Below are 21515 nucleotides of genomic sequence, written 5' to 3'. Positions count from 1 at the left end.
TATGCCACCGGCCAAGAAGCGCATGCGCAGCTACGACCCGACGAAGATCCGCACCGCCGTGCTCACCCAGTTCGGCACCGTGCGGGAGGCCGTCGCGGGCCTGACCCCGCAGCAACTGGCCGCGCCCACGCGGCTCGGGGACTGGACCGTGCGCGAACTGGCCGCCCACCTCACGATGGTGCTCGGCTCCGTCGCCCGCTATCTGGACGCGCCCGAGCCGGACAAGCACGAAGTGCCGCTCCAGGACTGGCCGTTCCGCACCTCGTCGGCGGCGGCACAGGTCGACGACGACGTGCACGGCATCGTCGACGCGGGCACCGACCTCGACGCGCTCTTCGCGCACGCCGTCGACCGGCTCGCGGAAACCCTCCCCGGCTCCGCCGACACCCGCCTCGTGCCCTCGCGCTTCGGCGGCATGACCCTCGCCGACTTCATGGTCACCCGCACCGTCGAACTCGTCGTCCACACCGACGACTTGAACGACGCGCTGCCCGGCCTGGACGTGCCGTACGACCGCCAGGCCCTGGCCGCCTGCACCCGGCTGCTCGCCGACGCGCTCGCGACGAAGGCGCCCGGCGGCTCGGTCGAGGTCCGCGTCCCGCCGTTCGCCGTGGTCCAGTGCGTCGAGGGCCCGCGGCACACCCGCGGCACCCCGCCGAACGTCGTCGAGACCGACCCGCTGACCTGGATCCGGCTCGCCACGGGACGTACGACATGGGCGGCGGCGCTGGACGTGGCACAGGTCAGCGCGAGCGGCGAACGGGCCGACCTGGGCGGGCTCCTGCCGATCATGTCGTGACCGCGAAGGGAACCGCTGTCGGACCCGCCCCGTCACAATGACATGTACAAGCAGCGTGTGACCCAGACCCTCACCGTCATCGCCGCCGCCGGGCTGCTCGCTGCCTGCGGCTCCGAGTCCGGCTCCGGCGACGGCGGTTCCGACAAGGCGGGACCCGGCAAGGGTGGCGGCTCCGAGTCCGCCCTGACCGGTGTCCGCTGGAACGTCGAGAGCCTCACCGTCGACGGCAAGAAACAGCAGGCCCCCGACGGCGCCTACGTGAAGCTCGGCGGCAAGGGCGGCACCGGCGGCAACTTCGGCTGCAACGGATACGGCGCCAAGGTGTCCGTCGAGGGCGACACCGTCCACTTCGAACCGGGCGTCCACACCGAGATCGCCTGCGACGCGCTCGACTTCGAGAAGAGCCTGGTCCGCGCCATGGACGGCAAGCTCAAGGCCGACGTGGACGGCGGCCGGCTGACCCTCACCACCGACAAGGGCGACCGCGTTGCCCTCAGCTCCGAGGCCCCCGCGCCGCTCAAGGGCACTGAGTGGACCGTGACCTCCGTCGGCGACGGCAAGACCGCGACCTCCCTGCCCAAGGCCCTCGACGACAAGGTCAAGCTCACCTTCGGCAAGGACGGCAAGGTCACCGGCAACCTCGGCTGCAACCACGTCACCGCCGACGCCGACGCCCGCGACGGCAAGATCGCGCTGGGCGCCCCCGGAGCCACCCGCAGGATGTGCCCCGGCAACGTCATGCCGACCGAGCGCGCCCTCCTGAAGCTCTTCGGCGGCAAGGTGTCGTACGAGCTGGACCACCGCACACTGACGCTGACGGCGGCAGACGGCAAGACGGTCGCGACGGCGACGGCGCAGCCCCCGAAGTAGCCGGATTTAGCCCGTCCGGCGATTGAGGACGAGCGCGAAGCGCGACAGAACGGTGCCCCACGGTGACAGCGCCTGGGCGATATGGGGCCGAAAACACCCCACCGCCCAGGGCGCCCCCGCCAGAATCTTCTTCAATTCGGACCAGTGGTCGATCTCGCCTACACTCGGTGGCGTGCCACGTGGTGACGGTCGACTCAATCACGATCTGCTTCCCGGCGAGAAAGGCCCCCAGGACGCTTGTGGCGTCTTCGGTGTCTGGGCTCCGGGCGAAGAGGTCGCAAAGCTCACGTACTTCGGGCTCTACGCCCTCCAGCATCGGGGCCAGGAATCCGCGGGAATCGCGGTCAGCAACGGCTCCCAGATCCTCGTCTTCAAGGACATGGGGCTCGTTTCCCAGGTCTTCGACGAGACCTCTCTCAGCTCGCTCCAAGGACACATCGCGGTCGGTCACGCCCGCTACTCCACGACGGGCGCCTCCGTCTGGGAGAACGCCCAGCCCACTTTCCGCGCCACGGCCCACGGCTCCATCGCCCTCGGCCACAACGGCAACCTGGTCAACACGGCGCAGCTCGCCGAGATGGTCGCCGACCTGCCCAAGCAGGAGGGCCGCACCACGCGCGTGGCGGCCACCAACGACACCGACCTGCTCACGGCCCTGCTCGCCGCCCAGACGGACGCCGACGGCAAGCCGCTGACCATAGAGGAAGCCGCCGGCGTGGTGCTTCCCAAGGTCCAGGGCGCCTTCAGCCTCGTCTACATGGACGAGCACACGCTGTACGCGGCCCGTGACCCCCAGGGCATCCGCCCGCTGGTCCTCGGCCGCCTTGAGCGCGGCTGGGTCGTCGCCTCCGAGAGCGCGGCGCTCGACATCTGCGGCGCCGCCTACGTCCGCGAGATCGAGCCGGGCGAGTTCATCGCCATCGACGAGAACGGCCTGCGAACGTCTCGATTCGCTGAAGCGAAGCCCAAGGGCTGTGTCTTCGAGTACGTCTACCTGGCCCGCCCCGACACCGACATCGCCGGCCGGAACGTATACCTCTCGCGGGTCGAAATGGGCCGGAAACTGGCCACCGAGGCCCCGGTCGAGGCCGATCTGGTCATAGCGACCCCGGAGTCGGGCACCCCTGCCGCGATCGGCTACGCGGAGGCGTCCGGCATCCCCTTCGGCGCCGGACTGGTCAAGAACGCCTACGTCGGCCGGACCTTCATCCAGCCCTCGCAGACCATCCGCCAGCTCGGCATCCGCCTGAAGCTGAACCCCCTCAAGGAAGTCATCAAGGGCAAGAAGCTGGTGGTCGTCGACGACTCGATCGTCCGCGGCAACACCCAGCGCGCCCTGGTGAAGATGCTCCGCGAGGCGGGCGCAGCCGAGGTCCACATCCGGATCTCCTCGCCGCCCGTGAAGTGGCCATGCTTCTTCGGCATCGACTTCGCCACCCGCGCCGAGCTCATCGCCAACGGCATGAGCATCGAGGAGATCGGCACGTCGCTCGGCGCCGACTCGCTCTCGTACATCTCCATCGACGGCATGATCGAGGCCACCACCATCGACAAGCCGAACCTCTGCCGCGCCTGCTTCGACGGCGAGTACCCGATGGACCTGCCCGACCCGGAACTCCTCGGCAAGCAGCTCCTGGAGACGGAGCTCGCCGCGGGACCGGCGGCCACGGCCGCGGCCGACGCGATCCGTCGTCCCTGAGCCCATTCATCAACCCGAAAGATCCCAGGCAATGTCTGAGACAACTGGTGCCTCCTACGCCTCGGCAGGCGTCGACATCGAAGCGGGCGACCGCGCTGTCGAGCTGATGAAGGAGTGGGTGAAGAAGACGCAGCGCCCCGAGGTCGCGGGCCTCGGCGGGCTCGGTGGCTTCGCCGGCCTCTTCGACGCCTCCGCCCTCAAGCGCTTCGACCGCCCGCTGCTCGCCTCCGCCACGGACGGCGTGGGCACGAAGGTCGACCTCGCGCGCAAGCTCGGGGTGTACGACACGATCGGCCACGACCTCGTCGGCATGGTCGTCGACGACATCGTCGTGTGCGGCGCCGAGCCGCTGTTCATGACCGACTACATCTGCGTCGGCAAGGTCCACCCGGAGCGCGTCGCCGCGATCGTGAAGGGCATCGCCGAGGGCTGTGTCCTCGCGGGCTGCTCGCTCGTCGGCGGCGAGACCGCGGAGCACCCGGGCCTGCTCGGCCCGGACGACTTCGACGTGGCGGGCGCGGGCACCGGCGTGGTCGAGGCCGACCTCGTGCTCGGCGCCGATCGCATCCGTAAGGGTGACGCGGTCATCGCCATGGCGTCCTCCGGTCTTCACTCCAACGGGTATTCGCTGGTGCGGCACGTGCTCCTCGACCGCGCCAGGATGAGCCTGGACGCGCAGGTCGAGGAGTTCGGCCGGACGCTCGGCGAGGAGCTCCTGGAGCCCACGAAGATCTACTCCCTGGACTGCCTGGCGCTGATCCGCACCGCCGAGGTGCACGCCTTCAGCCACGTCACCGGCGGCGGCCTGGCGGCCAACCTGGCCCGCGTGATCCCCGACACCCTGCACGCCACCGTCGACCGCTCCACGTGGACGCCGGGCGCGGTCTTCGACCTGGTCGGCAAGGCGGGCCAGGTCGAGCGCCTGGAGCTGGAGAAGACCCTGAACATGGGCGTCGGCATGATCGCTGTCGTCCCGCAGGAGTCCGCCGACGTGGCCCTGACGGTCCTCGCCGACCGCGGCGTGGACGCCTGGATCGCGGGAGAGATCACCGACCGCGGCGCGCACACGAGCGGCGCCGAACTCACGGGCGACTACGCGAAGTAGGCACGGCCCGCAGCCTGAACACAGCCTGTGGACAGCACAAAACCCGGTCCGGCGGTGTTACCACCCCGGACCGGGTGAAGTGCGGTCACTACAGGAAAGGCGCGAACTGCGAACCCTCTGTGATGTACGAGTACCGCGAGGTCAAGCGCCGCGGCGCTGCGACGAAGGACCGGACTGGTCGTCCTCTTCGTCCTCGTCGTCGTTGTAGAGATCCGCGTACTGCGCGTACGGGTCGTCTTCCTCGTCCTCGTCCTCGAACGGCTCGCCATTCGGCGGCTGCTGCGAAGTCGAAGCGCCCAGCTCGTTGGCCAGACGCGACAGGTCAGTCCCGCCGCTGTTGTACTTCAGCTGGCGGGCGACCTTTGTCTGCTTGGCCTTGGCCCGGCCGCGCCCCATGGCTCGACCCCCTCGGTATCGGGGCTTCATGGCCCCAGAGTCTTGACACGCGTTCATGATCTAGAACGGACTCTCCATGGAGAGACCGGTCCGTAGGGCTTCCACGGTACCTGCTCCTGCGGCCATACGGTACGTCGCCCGCAGGACGCGCCTAGGCGCACGACTGGCAAGGTGCCCTTTCCTCGCTGGTCAACCGCGATTTTAACCTCTTCTTGGCGGACGACCCGCCGACGGGGGTGAGTCTTGTCTCCCGAGGGCGTCGGCGGGCCTCCAGCCAGCGGCTGTCCGGCGGCGGAACGATCAGTGGCGGCGGGCCTCCGCGATCCGCTGCTCGGCGATCCTGTCGGCCGCCGCGGCGGGCGGAATCCCATCTCGCTTCGCACGTGCGAATATCGCCAACGTGGTGTCGAAGATCTTCGAGGCCTTCGCCTTGCACCGGTCGAAGTCGAAGCCGTGCAGCTCGTCGGCGACCTGGATGACGCCGCCCGCGTTGACCACGTAGTCCGGCGCGTAGAGGATCCCGCGGTCGGCGAGGTCCTTCTCGACGCCGGGGTGCTCCAGCTGGTTGTTGGCCGCGCCGCACACCACCCTGGCGGTGAGCACCGGCACGGACTCGTCGCTGAGGGCGCCGCCGAGCGCGCAGGGCGCGTACACGTCCAGGCCCTCGGTGCGGATCAGGGCCGCCGTGTCGGCGACCGCGGTGACCTCGGGGTGCTTGCTGGTGATGCGAAGGATCGAGTCCTCGCGCACATCGGTGACGACGACCTCGGCGCCGTCCTTCAGCAGGTGCTCCACGAGGATGTGGCCGACCTTGCCGACGCCCGCGACGCCGACCTTGCGGCCGCGCAGCGAGGGGTCGCCCCACAGGTGCTGGGCGGAGGCCCGCATGCCCTGGAAGACGCCGAAGGCGGTGAGCACGGAGGAGTCGCCGGCGCCGCCGTGCTCCGGGGAACGCCCGGTGGTCCAGCGGCACTCGCGCGCGACCACGTCCATGTCGGCGACGTACGTACCGACGTCACAGGCCGTCACGTAGCGGCCGCCGAGCGAGGCCACGAAACGGCCGTAGGCGAGCAGCAGCTCGTCGCTCTTGATCTTGTCCGGGTCACCGATGATGACCGCTTTGCCGCCGCCGTGGTCGAGGCCGGCCATGGCGTTCTTGTACGACATCCCGCGCGCGAGGTTCAGCGCGTCGGCGACGGCCTCTTCCTCGGTGGCGTAGGGGTAGAAGCGCGTGCCGCCGAGGGCGGGGCCCAGGGCGGTGGAGTGGATGGCGATGACGGCCTTGAGTCCGCTGGCGCGGTCCTGGCAGAGCACGACCTGCTCGTGGCCCCCCTGATCCGAGTGGAAGAGGGTGTGCAGGACGCCGTCGGTTACATCGGTCACGGTGGTGACTCCCGGTTACGTAGCGGCGGTTGGGCGGGTGCCCGTGCGGGTGGCGGGCCCCCGTTTGCCATGAGAGTAGAGCCTGAGAGTAGAGCCTGAGGGGACCCGTTCGCCGTACGGCGAACGGCATCACTCTGTCCGGGTCACGAGGGGGTCACGCACCGGGGGTGCAGGACGGAGTGCGGCACTGTTCGGCCATGGCACGATTTGCAGTGTTTTCCAGCCGGTACGCGGGGGAGGGGAGGAGCCGTGCCCAAGGTGTCCTCGGTGATCGTCCCGTACGCGTCGTACTTGCGTGTGTATGAGCCCCTCGCGGCCTTCCCCGAGCCCGAGCGGGGCCACTGGGCGCGCTATGCCCGCCGCCCGGGCCGCCCCTCGTACCAGGACGAACTCCGCCGCTCCCTGGCCGACTTGGTGCCCACGCCGCCCGTTCCCGTGCCGGTGCACGAGAGCAGCGACGCGTTCGTCCTGGAGACGGACGGCGTGGTGTGCGTGTGCCCCTGGCGCACCCGGCTGCGCGGCTGGCAGGCGCTGGGCGATCTCGCCGGGCAGTTGCCGACGCCGGTCCTGGACGCGGTCCTGCCGCCGGTGGTGCGCCGCCAGGCCGCCTCGGACTACGAGCAGTGGCTGGCCCGCAACCCCGACGCCCGCCCGTGGATCCGTACCGCGACCTGGCACGTGCCGCTGAACTGGTTCGTCCTGGTGTCGGACGAGGAGCGGTGCTTCGAGCGCGGGTACGGAGACGGAGCCGAGAGCGAGGCCGACGGCGCCGATGACGCGGTCGAGGCGGGCGCGGGCGCCGAGGCCGCCGTGGAGCCGTCCGGGGTGGGCCCGCCGGTGCTGCGGTACCGGACGCCGATGGTGCAGGCGAGGCGCCGTGTGGCGCGGGGCCTCAAGGCGCTGCGGGATGCGATGGACGAGGGGGCGCTCATCGACGGCCTCACGGACGTCGGGCGGTGGCTGGAGGAGTTCCACCCGCGTTCGGTCGTGGAGCTGGACTACGGCGGCCTGGTGCACGCGCTGCCGGAGGAGCTGCTCGACGAGGACCACTCGGCGGCGGACGTGGCGGCGGGCATCGCGGCGCTGCGGGACGGCGACGGGGCGGGGGCCGGCGAGGCCTATGCGAGGCTCGTGGAGCGGTGGCGCGCGGTCCGGGAGCGTCAGTTCTCGAACTGACGGCGCAACGGGCCCCCCACCGGGTGAGGCATCCTGTTCTCTTCCTTGTCCGGAGTCCTTGCCCCGAGTCCTTGTCCCGGTGCCGGGACGTAGGTCCCGATCCGGGCCTTTGCCTCAAGCGTGATGGACCGCACTTAACTGACCCTTGCGCCGATCGGCCTTCCTCATGCCAAAATAGGACAAGGAGTCCGGACAGGGCTCCTTCCGTCCAACTATGGGCGGAATGCTCTGCATTGCACGCTATGGGGGGTCTGTTGACTCCTGATCGCTCTGTGACTGATCGTCACGGTGGCGTGACTGTCCGCTATGGCATGGTCCATCGGCTTCCGTCGCGGATGGACACCTGGGAGGGCAATTCCATCGGTTTGGCCGACGCGGCTGGACGGATGGTGTAGTTGTAGTGCCGAGGACAAGCCGTTCGTCCTATAACCGACTCGACTCGCGTCCGCCATTTCGGGCAACGCGGGTCAAGGTGCAGAATTTAGAGGAATGAACCGAGAAGGTTCGGTTCTCCCGAGGAGGCCGCTCATGACCGCTCGCACCCCTGATGCCGAGCCGCTGCTGACCCCGGCTGAGGTCGCCACGATGTTCCGCGTCGACCCCAAGACGGTCACGCGCTGGGCCAAGGCTGGCAAGCTCACGTCGATTCGCACGCTCGGCGGACACCGCCGATACCGCGAGGCTGAGGTCCGCGCTCTGCTTGCGGGTATCCCGCAGCAGCGCAGCGAGGCCTGAGCACGGCGTTTGTGCATTAAGCAGCAGTAAGCAGTACACATCGGACGATGAGCACGACCGCTGCCGGGTCCCCCAACCTGGCCGTAACGTCCGACATATAGCTACACACGACACGGGACCCGCCCCAACGGGCCCCACGCCTGTGCCACTTGGGTGCGTCGTTGATCGCGCTGGACTCCGCCGGGTCCAGCGCGATTTTTTTGTGCCCGCGCACGCCGGTGCGCGCTGTTGGGGTCCCCTGTGAGCCGTCTTGTTGATCCCTGGGGGAGCCTGTCGGGGCCTGTCGGGTGGACTGTGCGTGAGCCGTTCGGGGACCCCGACGCGCGGAGTCAAGGCGGCGCGTCAGGTGGTGCAATTGCACATATTAGATTGACCCGTTGTAGGGCAGGGGTAAGTTCCGAGGTTCTTGAAACTTGTTCGGTGACTACCGTCACACGAGCCGCGGCTTGTTGCCCTCGATGCCCGTGCGCTAGAGGAGGCGAAGCGCTGCGGTACCGGGAGAACACCCCCGCTCACCCTTCAGCTTCCCACCGGGTGGGTGCCCCGCGCCTCGGCTTTGGTCATGCCTTGGGGGGACTTTCGTCCTCGCATTGCTCTGGGGCCGTCTCGGGCGCCTCCGGGCCCTCTGTGGCCTCATGGGCGTCGCCGGAGGGCTCCATGGCCAGACGCAGGAGCTGGTGGCAGATGGGGCAGTGCCGGGTCAGGTGGCGGTAGCTGGTGGCCGCCGCGAGGTGGGCGCGCAGCAGGGCGCGCGTCTCGTGCCGGGCGGATGCGGGGTACGTGGGCATGCGCCACCTCCTCGGGAGCGCGCGGCTCGCTCCCTTTTCTGGGGTACCGGCGGAATGTGACGGCGTCAACCCTGGAGCGTGGGGCGGGTACGTGGCCCGCCGACGCAGTGAGGCCCGCACCCTCGCGGGTGCGGGCCTCACGCCTCCTGGCGGAGCGCACGCGAAAGCGGGCCGCATCCTCATCGGATGCGGCCCGCTCTCTTCACTGCGGTCCTGACGGGATTTGAACCCGCGGCCTCCACCTTGACAGGGTGGCGAGCACTCCAAACTGCTCCACAGGACCAGGTTTCGCAGCTCCGATTGTTGCTCTGGGCTGCGAGAAAAGACTGTACAGGAGGTCGGCTCCCTGGTCGAACTCGCGCTGCGTGAGCGGACAGTTACAGCCTTCCCGGCTAGGGAGCCGCGGCGTCGACGGCCTTCACGATGCGCTTGTCCGAGACCGGGTACGCCGTGCCGAGGGCGTGCGCGAAGTAGCTGACACGGAGCTCCTCGATCATCCAGCGGATGTCCAGGACCTCGCGCGGCACGGGCCGCCCCTGGGGCAACTGCTCGAGGAGCCACGCGTACTCGTCGCGCATCTCGCGGACCTTCTCCATGCGCGTGGTGTCCCGCTGGACGTTCGTCGGCATCTGCTGGAGCCGGCGGTCGGCGGCGACCATGTAGCGCATCAGGTCGGGCAGCCGGCGCAGCCCCGTCTCCGTGACGAAGCCGGGCTTGATGAGGGCGTCGAGCTGCTCGCGGACGTCCGTGAGGTTCGCCAGGAGCGCGGGGCTCCTGCTGGACTTCAGGCGCCGCTCACAGGCCTGCCAGGCGGCGAGGACCTGCTGGACCTGCGCGACGGCGTGCACGGTCGTGTCGACGATCTCGGCGCGCACCTTCTCGTACAGCTTGCGGTACGACTCCTCGTCCCACGCGGGCCCGCCGAAGTCCGCGATGAGCTTGTCCGCGGCGGCGCGCGCGCAGTCGTCGAAGAGGGCCTGCATGGAGCCGTGCGGGTTCGCGGACAGGGCGAGCTTCTGGGCGTTGGTGAGCTTGTCCTGGGCGAACTTGGCCGGATTGACCGGGATGTTGCGCAGGATCAGGCGGCGGGTGCCGCGCCACATCGCCTGCGTCTGCTCGGCCTCGGTGTCGAAGAGGCGTACGGAGACAGTGTCGCCGTCGTCGACGAGGGCGGGGTAGGCCTTCACGGGCTGGCCCGCCCGGCGGGTCTCGAAGACGCGGGAGAGCGTGCCGATGGTCCAGTCGGTGAGCCCCGCGCGTTCCACGGACTCGCCGCCGGAGCGCTCGGCGGTCGCGGCGGCGGCCTGCGACAGGGCCTTGCGGGCCTTCGGCTTGAGCTGGAGCTTCAGGACCTCCAGGTCCTTGTCCTCGGCCAGCTTGCGGCGCCGCTCGTCGGTGACCCGGAAGGTGATCTTCAGGTGGTCGGGGACGCGGCTCAGGTCGAAGTCGTCGGCGCCCAGCGGCACGCCGACCATCTTCTGCAGCTCGCGCCCCAGCGTGACGTGCAGCGGCTCCTGGAGGGGCGTGGCCCGCTTCAGGAACTCCTTGGCGTAGTTGGGCGCAGGGACGTAGTGGCGGCGGATCGGCTTCGGCAGGGAGCGGATCAGCTCGGTCACGACCTCCTCGCGCAGGCCCGGGATCTGCCAGTCGAAGCCGTCGGCCGACACCTGGTTGAGCACCTGGAGCGGGATGTGGACGGTCACGCCGTCCGCGTCCGCGCCGGGCTCGAACTGGTAGGTCACCCTGAACTTCAGCGGCCCCTGGCGCCACGAGTCGGGATAGTCGTCCTTCGACACGTCGCCCGCGCGCTCGTTGATGAGCATCGACCGCTCGAAGTCGAGCAGCTCGGGCTCCTCACGCTGCTTCTTCTTCCACCACGAGTCGAAGTGCGCGCCCGACACGACGTCTTCGGGCACCCGCTGGTCGTAGAAGTCGAACAGCGTCTCGTCGTCGACGAGGATGTCGCGACGCCGGGCGCGGTGCTCCAGCTCCTCGACCTCGGTGAGGAGCCGGCGGTTGTCGGCGAAGAACTTGTGATGCGTACGCCAGTCGCCCTCGACGAGTGCGTTGCGAATGAAAAGGTCGCGGCTCGTCTCGGGGTCGATGCGGCCGTAGTTCACCTTGCGGTCGCTGATGATCGGGACGCCGTACAGCGTCACCTTCTCGTACGCCATCACGGCCGCCTGGTCCTTCTCCCAGTGCGGCTCGCTGTACGTGCGCTTCAGCAGGTGCTGGGCCAGCGGCTCGACCCACTCCGGCTCGATTCTGGCGTTGACGCGGGCCCACAGGCGGGACGTCTCGACGAGCTCGGCCGACATGATGAAGCGCGGGGGCTTCTTGAAGAGAGCGGAGCCCGGGAAGACCGCGAACTTGGCGCTGCGGGCGCCCAGATACTCGTTCTTCGCGCCGTCCTTCACGTCCTTCATGCCCACGTGGGAGAGAAGTCCCGCGAGCAGTGAGACGTGCACGTGCTGCTCGGCCGCGTCGTCCTCGTTGAGGTGGATGTCCATCTGCTTCGCGACCGTACGCAGCTGCGTGTAGATGTCCTGCCACTCGCGGATGCGCAGGAAGTTCAGATACTCGCGTTTGCACATGCGGCGGAACGCGGAGGAGCCGAGCTCCTTCTGCTGCTCGCGCACGTACCGCCACAGGTTCAGATACGCCAGGAAGTCGGACGTCTCGTCCTTGAAGCGGGCGTGCTGCTGGTCGGCCTGCGTCTGCTTGTCGGCGGGGCGCTCGCGCGGGTCCTGGATGGAGAGCGCGGCGGCGATCACCATGACCTCGCGCACACAGCCGTTCTTGTCGGCCTCCAGGACCATGCGGGCAAGGCGCGGGTCCACGGGGAGCTGGGCGAGCTTGCGGCCCTGCTGCGTCAGGCGCTTCTTCGGGTCCTTCTGCGCCGGGTCGAGCGCGCCCAGTTCCTGGAGGAGCTGGACGCCGTCCCGGATGTTGCGGTGGTCCGGTGGGTCGATGAACGGGAACTTCTCGATGTCGCCGAGGCCGGCCGCGGTCATCTGGAGGATGACGGAAGCAAGATTCGTACGCAGGATCTCGGCGTCCGTGAACTCCGGGCGGGCGAGGAAGTCGTCCTCGGAGTACAGCCGGATGCAGATGCCGTCCGACGTACGGCCGCAGCGGCCCTTGCGCTGGTTGGCGCTGGCCTGCGAGACCGCCTCGATGGGCAGGCGCTGCACCTTGGTGCGGTGGCTGTAGCGGGAGATGCGGGCGGTGCCCGGGTCGATGACGTACTTGATGCCCGGGACCGTCAGGGACGTCTCGGCGACGTTGGTCGCCAGGACGATTCTTCGTCCCGTGTGCTGCTGGAAGACGCGGTGCTGCTCGGCGTGCGAAAGGCGCGCGTACAGGGGCAGGACCTCGGTGAACTTGTAGTTCTTCTTGTTCAGCGCGTCCGCCGTGTCCCGGATCTCGCGCTCGCCGGAGAGGAAGACGAGGATGTCGCCCTTGCCCTCGCCCTGGAGCTCCTCGACGGCGTCCGTGATCGCGGTGATCTGGTCGCGGTCCGGATCGTCGGTGTCGTCTTCGAGGAGGGGGCGGTAGCGGACCTCCACGGGATACGTCCGTCCGCTGACCTCGACGATCGGGGCGTCCCCGAAGTGGCGCGAGAAACGCTCCGGGTCGATGGTCGCGGAGGTGATCACGACCTTCAGGTCCGGGCGCTTGGGAAGCAGCTGGGCGAGATAGCCCAGCAGGAAGTCGATGTTGAGGGAGCGCTCGTGCGCCTCGTCGATGATGATCGTGTCGTACGCGCGCAGCTCGCGGTCCGTCTGGATCTCGGCCAGCAGGATGCCGTCCGTCATCAGCTTCACGTAGGTGCCGCTCTGGCTCACCTGGTCGGTGAAGCGGACCTTCCAGCCGACGGCCTCGCCCAGCGGCGTGTTCATCTCCTCGGCCACGCGCTCGGCGACCGTGCGGGCCGCGATGCGGCGGGGCTGGGTGTGGCCGATCAGGCCGCGCACGCCCCGGCCCAGTTCCAGACAGATCTTCGGGATCTGGGTGGTCTTGCCGGAGCCGGTCTCACCCGCGACGATCACGACCTGGTGGTCGCGGATCGCCTCCAGGATGTCGTCCTTCTTCTGGCTGACCGGGAGCTGCTCGGGATACGTGATCGCGGGCACGCCGGAAGCGCGGCCCGCCATCCTGGCCGCCGCCTTCTCCACGTCCTCCGCGATCTCCGCGAGGACGGCGGCGCGGGCCTCGGGCTTGCGGATCCGGCGCGCGCCTTCGAGCCGCCTGCCGATGCGGTGCTCATCGCGCAGCGAGAGCTCCGTCAGGCGGGGGGCGAGGGCGTCGAGGGTGAGGGCGGGCTGCGTAGACATACGCGGCCCAGGATCTCACCCGCCGCTCGGGAACGGCCAACCGATTTCCCGTGGGGCGTGGGGAAGCACGTACGATTCCGGGCATGTGGTCCCGTGCCCGGCTTGCGTGGTGCTCCCTGGTGGGGGTGCTGGTCGTCGTGCTCGGGGTCGGTGTGCTGTGTGGGTCCGCCGCGGCGCGGGTGGCCGGGGTTCAGGTTGCTGACGCCGCCGGGACGCGGGCCGTCGGGTCGGTCGAGGCGTCGGTTGCCGCCGACGGGGGCGGGTTCTTCGTGCAGGCCGCCGACGCGCCGGGTGTGCCCGGCTGCGGCAAGGGCGGCCAGGACGGCGACGGGCAGCGGCCCGCCGCGCCGCCGCGGTCCCCCACCTCGTACGAGCTGCTGCCCGCCCTCTACGACACCCGCGCCGCCTCCGGCTGCTCCTGGATCGCCGACCAGGCCGTCCTCACCCTCTCGCCCGGCCGCGCGCCGCCCGCGCTTGTGCCGCCCTCGCCGATAGATCTCTCCGTTCTGCGCGTGTAGGAGACCCCTGTCCCAGGGGTCCCTTCACATACGTACGCAACAGGAGAAGTGCATCAGCATGTCCGCAGGCAAGAACACGTCCTCAAACAAGAGCACGTCCGCGAGCAAGAACGCGTCCGCGAGCAAAAAGAAGAAGAACCTCGCCCTCGTCGCCGGAGTGGCCGTCGTCGCCGCGCTGCTCGGTGTCGCCTCGTACACCGCCACCAAGCCCGAGGAGCCGTCCGTCGCCCGCGCCGAGAAGGGGTCCGGGGACGGGGCCTCCTCCGCCGCCCCGCGCGCGGGCGTCTACCCCGAGCTGGAGGCGCTCGCCCGGCGCGACGCCAAGGATCCCCTCGCCCAGGGCAAGGCGGACGCGCCCGTCGTCATGGTCGAGTACGCCGACTTCAAGTGCGGGTTCTGCGGGAAGTTCGCCCGGGACACCGAGCCGAAGCTGGTGAAGAAGTACGTCGACGACGGGACGCTGCGCATCGAGTGGCGGAACTTCCCCATCTTCGGCGAGGACTCCGAGCGGGCCGCCCGCGGGGCCTGGGCCGCCGGGAAGCAGGGGAAGTTCTGGCAGTTCCACGAGGCCGCGTACGCCGACGGCGCCAAGGAGAAGGGGTTCGGCGACGGGCGCCTGAAGGAGCTTGCCCGCGAGGCCGGGGTCGGGGACGTCGGGCGGTTCATGGACGACGCGGGCAGTGACGCGGCGAAGGCCGCCGTGAAGAAGGATCAGGACGAGGGGTACAAGCTCGGGGCCACGTCCACGCCGTCGTTCGTGATCAATGGGCAGCCCATCGCGGGGGCGCAGCCTGATGCTGTGTTCGAGCAGGCCATCGAGGCCGCGGCTGCCGCTGGCGGCAAGGGCGGGTCCGGCGGTGGCAAGGGTGGCAAGGGTGGCTCGGGTGGTGGCAAGTGAGCCCCGACGTCGGTTACTTCGCTGCCTTTCTGGCGGGACTGCTCGCTCTCGTCAGTCCCTGTAGCGCGTTGCTGCTGCCCGCCTTCTTCGCCTACTCGATCGACTCGAAGTCGCGGCTGCTCGCCCGTACCGGGATTTTCTACGCCGGGCTCGCCACGACGTTGGTGCCGCTGGGGGCCGCCGGGTCCGTGGCCGGGCGGTTCTTCTTCGGACACCGGGAGCAGCTCGTCTTCTGGGCCGGCTGGGTGATCATCGCGCTTGGCGTCGCGCAGGTGGTGGGGCTCGGGTTCGCCTCGCGGCGCATGGCCGAGCTGTCCGGGCGGATCCGGCCGACCACGGCGGTGTCCGTGTACGCGCTCGGGGCGGTGTACGGGCTCGCGGGGTTCTGCGCGGGGCCGATTCTCGGGAGTGTGCTGACGGTGGCCGCGGTGAGCGGCAGCCCCGTGTACGGGGGCGCTCTTCTTGCCGTGTACGCCCTGGGGATGGCCGTGCCGCTGTTCGTGCTCGCCGTGTTGTGGGAGCGGTTCGATCTGGGGCGGCGGCGGTGGCTGCGGGGGCGGGTGTTCCGGGTGGGGCGCTTTGAGCTGCATACGACGTCGGTGCTGTCGGGGTTGTTCTTCGTGCTGCTCGGGGCGCTTTTCCTGGCGTACGACGGGGCTGCGGCGCTGCCTGGACTCCTGAACGAGGACGACTCGTTCGCTGTGCAGGAGTGGGCCGGGCAGGTCGCGGACTCTGTGCCGGACTGGGTGCTGCTGGTGGGGGTCGTGGTGGTGGCGGGCGCGGTGTTCCTGGCCCGCCGCCGCACCGCGACGACGCCGTCGGAACCCGAGGCCGACGCCTCTTAGGTACACGGCGAAGGCCCCGTCCACATGGACGGGGCCTTCGGTGAGGTGGCTGGGGCCGGGATCGAACCGGCGACCTATCGCTTTTCAGGCGATCGCTCGTACCAACTGAGCTACCCAGCCACGCGATTCCGCGAGCGGAGATCGCAAGCGGTCCTGACGGGATTTGAACCCGCGGCCTCCACCTTGACAGGGTGGCGAGCACTCCAAACTGCTCCACAGGACCAAGCTTTGTGCGAGCACAAGTCTCGCACAAGTGTTGCGTGCCCCCAACGGGATTCGAACCCGTGCTACCGCCTTGAAAGGGCGGCGTCCTGGGCCACTAGACGATGAGGGCTAAGAGGCCCGCCGTGGGCGCTTTGCAGCGCGTCGGGGACGTGAGAAGCATATGGGATGGGGGGAGGGATCGCCAAAACGGTTTACCGGGACGGGGCCGGTGGGGGTGTGGAGGGCTCTGCGCCGGGCTGGTTCTCCTTGGGCAGATGGCGGCTGACCTCGGCCTTCGTGAGGCCGAGCCCGCCCAGTTTGATCTCGTCCCAGGCCTGCAGGCGTTTGGTGGCGCGGTCCAGGTAGAGGACGGACGTCTCCACCGGGTCGGGGTGCTCGCCCTCGACCGCGCGCAGCCCGCTGCCGCCCGTGGAGCCCTCGACGCGCAGCCGCGTGCCCTTGTCCATGACCTCCATCTCCTGGTGGTGGACGTGGCCCGCGAGGACCAGTGGCACCGTTCCGTCCGTCTGCCGTGCGGCCGTGGGGTTGTGGGTGACGGCGATGTCGACCGGTGTGCCCCTGGCGGCCTGCTCGCGCAGGGACGTGGCGAGGTCGATGCCCGCCATCTCCTCCACCGGGTTGCCCTCCTGCTTCACCGAGCGGTCCGGTGTGAACTGGGGGTCCCCGATGCCGGCGAAGCGCAGGCCAGCGATGTCGGCCGGCTTTCCGCCGTCGAGCACGTGGGTGTTCTTGAGCTTCTTCAGGTAGCGCTGCGTCGCGAACGAGTCGTGGTTGCCGCGCACCCACACGTACGGCGCCCCCAGGTCTTCGATCGGGTCCAGGAACGCGTTCTCGGCGGTGGTGCCGTGGTCCATCGTGTCGCCGGAGTCGACGATGACGTCGATCTCGTACTGCTCGACGAGCGAAGCGATGATCTTCCAGCTCGCCGGGTTGAGGTGGATGTCCGAGACGTGCAGGAGGCGGATGGTGGAGGGGTCCGGTTCGTACGCGGGGAGGGTCGACGTCACGTCGTAGAGCTTCGTCACATTGGTGACCAGGCGGGCCAACTCCCGCTGGTAGACGTCGAATTCGCTGACGATGTTGCGGGCGTTGCCGACGACGGAGGGCGCGCTGCTGAGCAGCCCTGAGAACTTCGGCTCCAGGACCGATTTGGGGTTCCACGTCGCGTACGCCGCCGTGCCCGACGCCGCGAGCAGGGCAAGCGCCAGGCCGCCCGCCGCCAGGGCCCGGCGCGGGCGGCGGTAGACGGCCAGGCCCAGTGCCGTGGCGCCCGCGACCACGGCGGCGCAGGAACGTACCGCCAGATTGAACGTGCCGTTGACGACGTCCTGCGCCACCTCCTCCTGCATGCCCGAGATCCGCTCCGGACGGTCGACGAGCGCCTCCGAGCGCACCGGGTCCAGGCGGTCCACCTCCACGTCCAGGCGGATCGGCGCCACGTGCGAGTTCAGCTCCAGGGCGCCGAGCGGCGACACGTCGATCTTCGTGCCGCCGGTGAGGGAGGGGCGCAGCTGCATGCGCGTGTCCATGGGCCCGACGGACGTACGTACGCTGCCGACGACCAGCAGCCCCAGCCAGGCGCCGAGCAGCACCACCGCCACCAGACCCACCGCACGGCCGAACGGGTGCGGGGTTCTTGTGAGGTCCGTGGTCGGGGGCGGGTGGCCTGCGCGGTAGCGGCGTACGAGAGCCGCGGGCGTCCTGCGCAGACCGCGCAGGTTCCGCAGAACGACCGTCACGTCGCGCCCCATTGGGCGCGTATGCCCATGCGGGGCCGTGGCTATGCCCGTGCGGACAGTCCCTCGGGGCGGGACGTGGTCGACAATGGGCTTGTGCTGGAGATGACGCGTGAGGAGTTCGAGGAACTGGTGGCCGAGGCGCTCGACCGGATTCCTCCCGAGCTGACGCGGCTCATGGACAACGTGGCGGTGTTCGTCGAGGACGAACCGGCGAGCGATGACCCCGAGCTGCTCGGGCTCTACGAAGGGACCCCGCTCACCGATCGCGGTGAGTGGTACGCGGGGGTGCTGCCCGATCGCATCACCATCTACCGGGGGCCCACGCTGCGGATGTGCGAGTCGCGTGAGGACGTCGTCGCCGAGACCGAGATCACCGTGGTGCACGAGGTGGCGCATCACTTCGGGATCGACGACGAGCGGTTGCACGCGTTGGGCTACGGCTGAGCGGCGGCTGCTGACCGCGCGGTCGGCGGCGGCGCGTTCCGGGGCGCTCGGGTCACGGGTCGGGTGCGGGTGCCGCCGGTCCGTGTCCTCTTGCGGGGCGCGGGAGTTGGGCAGGGCGTCTCTTCCCCCAGCGCCTTCGGAGGTGCTCGGCCGTGCGCCAGTTGTACGTTTCCGTCCGGTGGGCCGCGGCTGTAGTGGCCGTCGCGGCGACCGCGGGCTGCATGAGCATCGGCGACGACGGGAGCGGCTCGCCCGCCCCCGCGCGGTCCGCCGGCGACCGGAGCGGGGCCGCCGCCCCGGACGGGGGAAGTGTCACGCCCGGCGGTGCCCGCGGCGAACGGCAGGACGGCGGCCGCCGGGGCGCCGACGACGAGGACGGCAAGGACGGCAAGGGCCACAAGGGCGGCAAGAAGGACGGCGGCAAGCAGGCGGCCGCCGGGCGCGGGAAGGGTGCCGCCCCGGGGGGCGAGCCCTCCGCGGGCGGGTCCGGGGGCGGCGGCTCGACCGTCTCGCCCACCAGCGACGGCGGGCGGCCGACGCCGACCCGTACGCGGCCGGGGCCCCGGCCGACCCGGACCACCCCCGCGCCGGACCCGACCACCGCGACCCCCACGCCCACGCCGCCGGAGCCGTCCTCGCCCGAGCCGTCGTCGTCCGCGCACGGCGGGGTGGGGGAGCCGGCGGGGCGGGGGGAGCCGTCGCCTCAGGCTGGGCCCGCGTAGGGGGGCGGGGAGGCGTCCGGCTGGTTCCGGAGCCGACTCCGGGGCCTGTTCCGGGGCTGCTTCCGGGGCTGGTCGGCGGGGGTGGCCGGCGGGGTGCACAGCCCCAATATGGTGGGCGTTTGCCAATTGGGGTGGGGGGTGCGTATGGTGGTAGATCGTTTGATCCCATTTGCCCGGCGCCGCCAAAGAGAGCGCCGCGTGGCGCGTACTCTCCCTTGCCGTGGCTGACCGCATAGAGGCGGTCCATTGCGAAATCACGGAGTTATGGGCGCGTGCCGAGACTCCGGAAGGTTTCGCATTTCGCATGTCCGTTTCCAGTTTTGATGTTCAGCCTGCCCAGATCCAGGACGAGACCGAGATCGTCGAGGCCACGGCCGCTGCCGTGACCGAGGCGGCCGACGCCGTCGCCGAGACCCCGGCCGCCGAGGCCGTCGACTCGACCGAGCAGGCCCCCGAGGCCGTCGAGGCCCCCCAGGCCTCCGCCTCCGAAGACACCACCGACACCATCGACGCCGACGTCACCGACGCCACCGAGGAAGAGGGCGGCATCACCTTCGCCGACCTCGGCCTCCCCGACGGCGTCGTCCGCAAGCTCGCCCGCAACGGCGTGCACACCCCCTTCCCGATCCAGGCCGCGACCATCCCGGACGCCCTGGCCGGCAAGGACATCCTCGGCCGCGGCCGCACCGGCTCCGGCAAGACCCTCTCCTTCGGTCTGCCGGCCCTGGCGCGCCTCGCCGACGGGTACACCGAGAAGAAGAAGCCCCGCGCGGTCATCCTGACCCCGACCCGCGAGCTGGCGATGCAGGTGGCCGACGCCCTCCAGCCCTACGGCGACGTCCTCGGCCTGAAGATGAAGGTCGTCTGCGGCGGTACGTCGATGGGCAACCAGATCTACGCGCTCGAGCGCGGCGTCGACGTCCTCGTCGCCACCCCGGGCCGCCTGCGCGACATCATCAACCGCGGCGCCTGCTCCCTGGAGAACGTCGAGGTCGCCGTCCTCGACGAGGCCGACCAGATGTCCGACCTGGGCTTCCTGCCCGAGGTCACCGAGCTGCTCGACCAGGTTCCGGCCGGCGGCCAGCGCATGCTGTTCTCCGCCACGATGGAGAACGAGATCTCCACGCTGGTCAAGCGCTACCTGACCAACCCGGTGACGCACGAGGTCGACAGCGCCCAGGGCAACGTCACGACGATGACGCACCACATCCTGATCGTGAAGCCCCGCGACAAGGCGCCGGTCACCGCCGCGATCGCCGCGCGCAAGGGCCGCACCATCATCTTCGTACGCACCCAGCTCGGCGCCGACCGCATCGCGGAGCAGCTGCGCGACGCCGGTGTGAAGGCCGACGCGCTGCACGGCGGCATGACGCAGGGCGCGCGTACGCGGACCCTCGCCGACTTCAAGGACGGCTACGTCAACGCGCTCGTCGCCACCGACGTCGCCGCCCGCGGCATCCACGTCGACGGCATCGACCTGGTCCTGAACGTGGACCCGGCCGGCGACCACAAGGACTACCTGCACCGCTCCGGCCGTACCGCTCGCGCGGGCCGCTCCGGCACGGTCGTCTCGCTGTCCCTGCCGCACCAGCGCCGCCAGATCTTCCGCCTCATGGAGGACGCGGGCGTCGACGCCTCGCGCCACATCATCAACGGCGGCGGCACCTTCGAGCCGGAGGTCGCCGAGATCACCGGCGCCCGTTCGATGACCGAGGTGCAGGCCGACTCCGCGGGCAACGCGGCCACCCAGGCCGAGCGTGAGGTCCGCGACCTCACCAAGGAGCTGGAGCGCGCCCAGCGTCGCGCCGCCGAGCTGCGCGACGAGGCCGACCGCCTCACCGCCCGCGCCGCCCGTGAGCGTGGCGAGGACCCGGCTGTCGCGGTCGCCGAGGCCACCGCCGCCGCCGCGGAGGCCCCCGCTGCCGACGCCGGCACCGAGGCCATCGCCGTGGTGCCGGAGCAGCAGGCGCCCGAGCGCGCCGAGCGCCCGGTCCGTGAGGACCGCCCCGCCCGCGACGACCGTCCGGCCCGCGAGGAGCGTCCGTCGTACGACCGTCGTCCGGCCCGTGACGAGCGTGGCAACTACGAGAAGGAGCGCCGCTCCTTCAACCGTGACGACCGCGGTGACCGTGGCGGCTTCCGCCGTGACGACCGTCGCGACGACCGCGGTGGCCGTCCCTTCAACCGTGACGACCGTGGCGGCAGCGGCTTCAACCGTGACCGCCGTGACGACCGTGGCGGCTTCAACCGTGACGACCGCGGTGGCCGTTCCTTCAACCGTGACGACCGTGGTGGCAGCGGCTTCAACCGTGACGACCGCGGCGGCCGTCCCTTCAACCGTGACGACCGCGGTGGCAGCGGCTTCCGCCGTGACGACCGTCGCGACGACCGCGGTGGCCGTCCCTTCAACCGTGACGACCGCGGTGGCAGCGGGTTCCGCCGTGACGACCGTCCGGCGCGCGACGACCGCGGTGGCCGTCCCTTCGAGCGCCGTGACGACCGTGGCGGCAGCGGCTTCCGCCGTGACGACCGTCCGACCGGGGGCCACCGGGGCAGCGACCGCCCGTTCAACCGTGACCGCCGCGACGACCGCCCGGCCGGTGGCCACCGCGCCGGCGGCCACGACCGCCCGTCCTACAACCGCGGCTCCGGCTCCGGCTCGGGCAGCGGCTCCTTCGGCCGCCGCGACGACAAGCCGCGCTGGAAGCGCAACGGCTGACGCGAGTATTCGCGTAGCTAGCAGCTGCTGAGACAAGGCCCGTACGACGCACGCACGCGTCGTACGGGCCTTTGTCGTTTCCGGATGCATGAGGAGCAACTCTGGGGTTGCACAACA

17 protein-coding genes and 4 tRNA genes are annotated in these 21515 nt (G+C 70.2%); 12 read left to right on the top strand and 9 right to left on the bottom strand.

The features are described from left to right. The first annotated feature begins 1 nt into the window (after position 1). The 4 genes from IEY91_RS40390 to purM all read left to right on the top strand — a co-directional run bounded on the left by IEY91_RS40390 (position 2) and on the right by purM (position 4473). On the top strand, positions 2–799 hold the full coding sequence (locus tag IEY91_RS40390; protein ID WP_189177762.1) for a maleylpyruvate isomerase family mycothiol-dependent enzyme: 798 nt from the start codon (positions 2–4) through the stop codon (positions 797–799). A 57-nt stretch (positions 800–856) separates the two neighbouring features. Further along, positions 857–1669, top strand: coding sequence for an META domain-containing protein (locus IEY91_RS40385; RefSeq protein ID WP_229697728.1), 813 nt, complete (start codon positions 857–859; stop codon positions 1667–1669). 172 nt (positions 1670–1841) lie between these two features. Further along, positions 1842–3368: an amidophosphoribosyltransferase gene (gene purF / locus IEY91_RS40380; RefSeq protein ID WP_189177760.1), complete on the top strand. Its 1527-nt coding sequence runs from the start codon at positions 1842–1844 to the stop codon at positions 3366–3368. A gap of 31 nt (positions 3369–3399) precedes the next feature. Then, on the top strand, positions 3400–4473 hold the full coding sequence (purM, locus tag IEY91_RS40375; protein ID WP_189177759.1) for a phosphoribosylformylglycinamidine cyclo-ligase: 1074 nt from the start codon (positions 3400–3402) through the stop codon (positions 4471–4473). A 141-nt stretch (positions 4474–4614) separates the two neighbouring features. Here purM and IEY91_RS40370 read toward each other — a convergent pair whose 3' ends face one another. Beyond that, positions 4615–4869 carry a DUF3073 domain-containing protein gene (locus IEY91_RS40370; RefSeq protein ID WP_189177758.1) on the bottom strand — a complete coding sequence of 85 codons (255 nt, stop codon included), beginning with the start codon at positions 4867–4869 and terminating at the stop codon, positions 4615–4617. A gap of 300 nt (positions 4870–5169) precedes the next feature. Further along, a complete protein-coding gene (locus IEY91_RS40365; RefSeq protein ID WP_189177757.1) occupies positions 5170–6252 on the bottom strand; it encodes a Leu/Phe/Val dehydrogenase in 1083 nt (360 codons plus the stop codon). A 249-nt stretch (positions 6253–6501) separates the two neighbouring features. Here IEY91_RS40365 and IEY91_RS40360 point away from each other — a divergent pair, with 249 nt between their 5' ends. Beyond that, positions 6502–7428, top strand: coding sequence for a DUF8083 family protein (locus IEY91_RS40360; protein WP_164323300.1), 927 nt, complete (start codon positions 6502–6504; stop codon positions 7426–7428). Between the two features lie 528 nt (positions 7429–7956). Continuing rightward, entirely contained in the window at positions 7957–8163 is a 207-nt protein-coding gene (gene bldC, locus IEY91_RS40355) for a developmental transcriptional regulator BldC (RefSeq protein WP_003949541.1), read from the top strand. A gap of 560 nt (positions 8164–8723) precedes the next feature. On the opposite strand, the gene IEY91_RS40350 is transcribed toward bldC, so the two are convergent. The 3 genes from IEY91_RS40350 to hrpA all read right to left on the bottom strand — a co-directional run bounded on the left by IEY91_RS40350 (position 8724) and on the right by hrpA (position 13288). Further along, a complete protein-coding gene (locus tag IEY91_RS40350; RefSeq protein ID WP_189177756.1) occupies positions 8724–8951 on the bottom strand; it encodes a DUF6274 family protein in 228 nt (75 codons plus the stop codon). Between the two features lie 208 nt (positions 8952–9159). Beyond that, positions 9160–9234, bottom strand: a tRNA-Asp gene (locus tag IEY91_RS40345). A gap of 109 nt (positions 9235–9343) precedes the next feature. Next, positions 9344–13288 (bottom strand): ATP-dependent RNA helicase HrpA, encoded by a 3945-nt coding sequence (gene hrpA, locus IEY91_RS40340; protein ID WP_189177755.1) that lies wholly within the window; start codon positions 13286–13288, stop codon positions 9344–9346. 83 nt (positions 13289–13371) lie between these two features. On the opposite strand from hrpA, the gene IEY91_RS40335 reads away from it, so the two are divergent. Genes IEY91_RS40335 through IEY91_RS40325 form a run of 3 tightly spaced genes read left to right on the top strand, consistent with a single transcriptional unit; the run spans position 13372 to position 15549 of the window. After that, positions 13372–13806, top strand: coding sequence for a hypothetical protein (locus IEY91_RS40335; RefSeq protein WP_189177754.1), 435 nt, complete (start codon positions 13372–13374; stop codon positions 13804–13806). Between the two features lie 58 nt (positions 13807–13864). Continuing rightward, positions 13865–14704 (top strand): DsbA family protein, encoded by an 840-nt coding sequence (locus IEY91_RS40330; RefSeq protein WP_189177753.1) that lies wholly within the window; start codon positions 13865–13867, stop codon positions 14702–14704. Then, complete coding sequence (locus IEY91_RS40325; RefSeq protein WP_189177752.1) at positions 14701–15549, top strand: cytochrome c biogenesis CcdA family protein; 849 nt, start codon at positions 14701–14703, stop codon at positions 15547–15549. Before IEY91_RS40330 ends, IEY91_RS40325 begins: the two co-directional genes overlap by 4 nt. A 46-nt stretch (positions 15550–15595) precedes the next feature. Here IEY91_RS40325 and IEY91_RS40320 read toward each other — a convergent pair. The 4 genes from IEY91_RS40320 to IEY91_RS40305 form a co-directional block, all read right to left on the bottom strand. Beyond that, positions 15596–15669: transfer RNA gene (locus tag IEY91_RS40320), tRNA-Phe, on the bottom strand. 28 nt (positions 15670–15697) lie between these two features. Then, a tRNA-Asp gene (locus IEY91_RS40315) sits at positions 15698–15772 on the bottom strand. Between the two features lie 38 nt (positions 15773–15810). Next, positions 15811–15883, bottom strand: a tRNA-Glu gene (locus IEY91_RS40310). An 82-nt stretch (positions 15884–15965) separates the two neighbouring features. Further along, positions 15966–17525: a metallophosphoesterase family protein gene (locus tag IEY91_RS40305; protein ID WP_189177751.1), complete on the bottom strand. Its 1560-nt coding sequence runs from the start codon at positions 17523–17525 to the stop codon at positions 15966–15968. 81 nt (positions 17526–17606) lie between these two features. Between IEY91_RS40305 and IEY91_RS40300 the strand changes: the two genes are divergently transcribed. The 3 genes from IEY91_RS40300 (at position 17607) to IEY91_RS40290 (ending at position 21398) form a co-directional block, all read left to right on the top strand. Then, positions 17607–17957, top strand: a complete 351-nt coding sequence (locus IEY91_RS40300; RefSeq protein ID WP_189177750.1) for a metallopeptidase family protein — start codon at positions 17607–17609, stop codon at positions 17955–17957. A gap of 152 nt (positions 17958–18109) precedes the next feature. Beyond that, a complete protein-coding gene (locus IEY91_RS40295; RefSeq protein WP_189177749.1) occupies positions 18110–18679 on the top strand; it encodes a hypothetical protein in 570 nt (189 codons plus the stop codon). 304 nt (positions 18680–18983) lie between these two features. Continuing rightward, positions 18984–21398 (top strand): DEAD/DEAH box helicase, encoded by a 2415-nt coding sequence (locus IEY91_RS40290; protein ID WP_189177748.1) that lies wholly within the window; start codon positions 18984–18986, stop codon positions 21396–21398. Positions 21399–21515: the final 117 nt, after the last annotated feature.

The sequence above is a fragment of the Streptomyces lasiicapitis genome (assembly GCF_014646335.1).
GTDB classification, from domain to species: Bacteria; Actinomycetota; Actinomycetes; order Streptomycetales; family Streptomycetaceae; genus Streptomyces; species Streptomyces lasiicapitis.
The sequence above is the reverse complement of the archived record's forward strand: the minus strand, read 5'-3'. Positions and strand labels throughout refer to the sequence as shown.

Excerpts from the sequence above, each read along its gene's own strand:
- bldC (WP_003949541.1), top strand. The coding sequence starts at position 7,957 with ATGACCGCTCGCACCCCTGATGCCGAGCCGCTGCTGACCCCGGCTGAG.
- purM (WP_189177759.1), top strand. The coding sequence starts at position 3,400 with ATGTCTGAGACAACTGGTGCCTCCTACGCCTCGGCAGGCGTCGACATC.
- IEY91_RS40330 (WP_189177753.1), top strand. The coding sequence starts at position 13,865 with ATGTCCGCAGGCAAGAACACGTCCTCAAACAAGAGCACGTCCGCGAGC.
- IEY91_RS40350 (WP_189177756.1), bottom strand. The coding sequence starts at position 8,951 with ATGCCCACGTACCCCGCATCCGCCCGGCACGAGACGCGCGCCCTGCTG.
- IEY91_RS40305 (WP_189177751.1), bottom strand. The coding sequence starts at position 17,525 with ATGGGGCGCGACGTGACGGTCGTTCTGCGGAACCTGCGCGGTCTGCGC.
- IEY91_RS40370 (WP_189177758.1), bottom strand. The coding sequence starts at position 4,869 with ATGGGGCGCGGCCGGGCCAAGGCCAAGCAGACAAAGGTCGCCCGCCAG.
- IEY91_RS40290 (WP_189177748.1), top strand. The coding sequence starts at position 18,984 with ATGTCCGTTTCCAGTTTTGATGTTCAGCCTGCCCAGATCCAGGACGAG.
- hrpA (WP_189177755.1), bottom strand. The coding sequence starts at position 13,288 with ATGTCTACGCAGCCCGCCCTCACCCTCGACGCCCTCGCCCCCCGCCTG.
- IEY91_RS40335 (WP_189177754.1), top strand. The coding sequence starts at position 13,372 with ATGTGGTCCCGTGCCCGGCTTGCGTGGTGCTCCCTGGTGGGGGTGCTG.
- IEY91_RS40390 (WP_189177762.1), top strand. The coding sequence starts at position 2 with ATGCCACCGGCCAAGAAGCGCATGCGCAGCTACGACCCGACGAAGATC.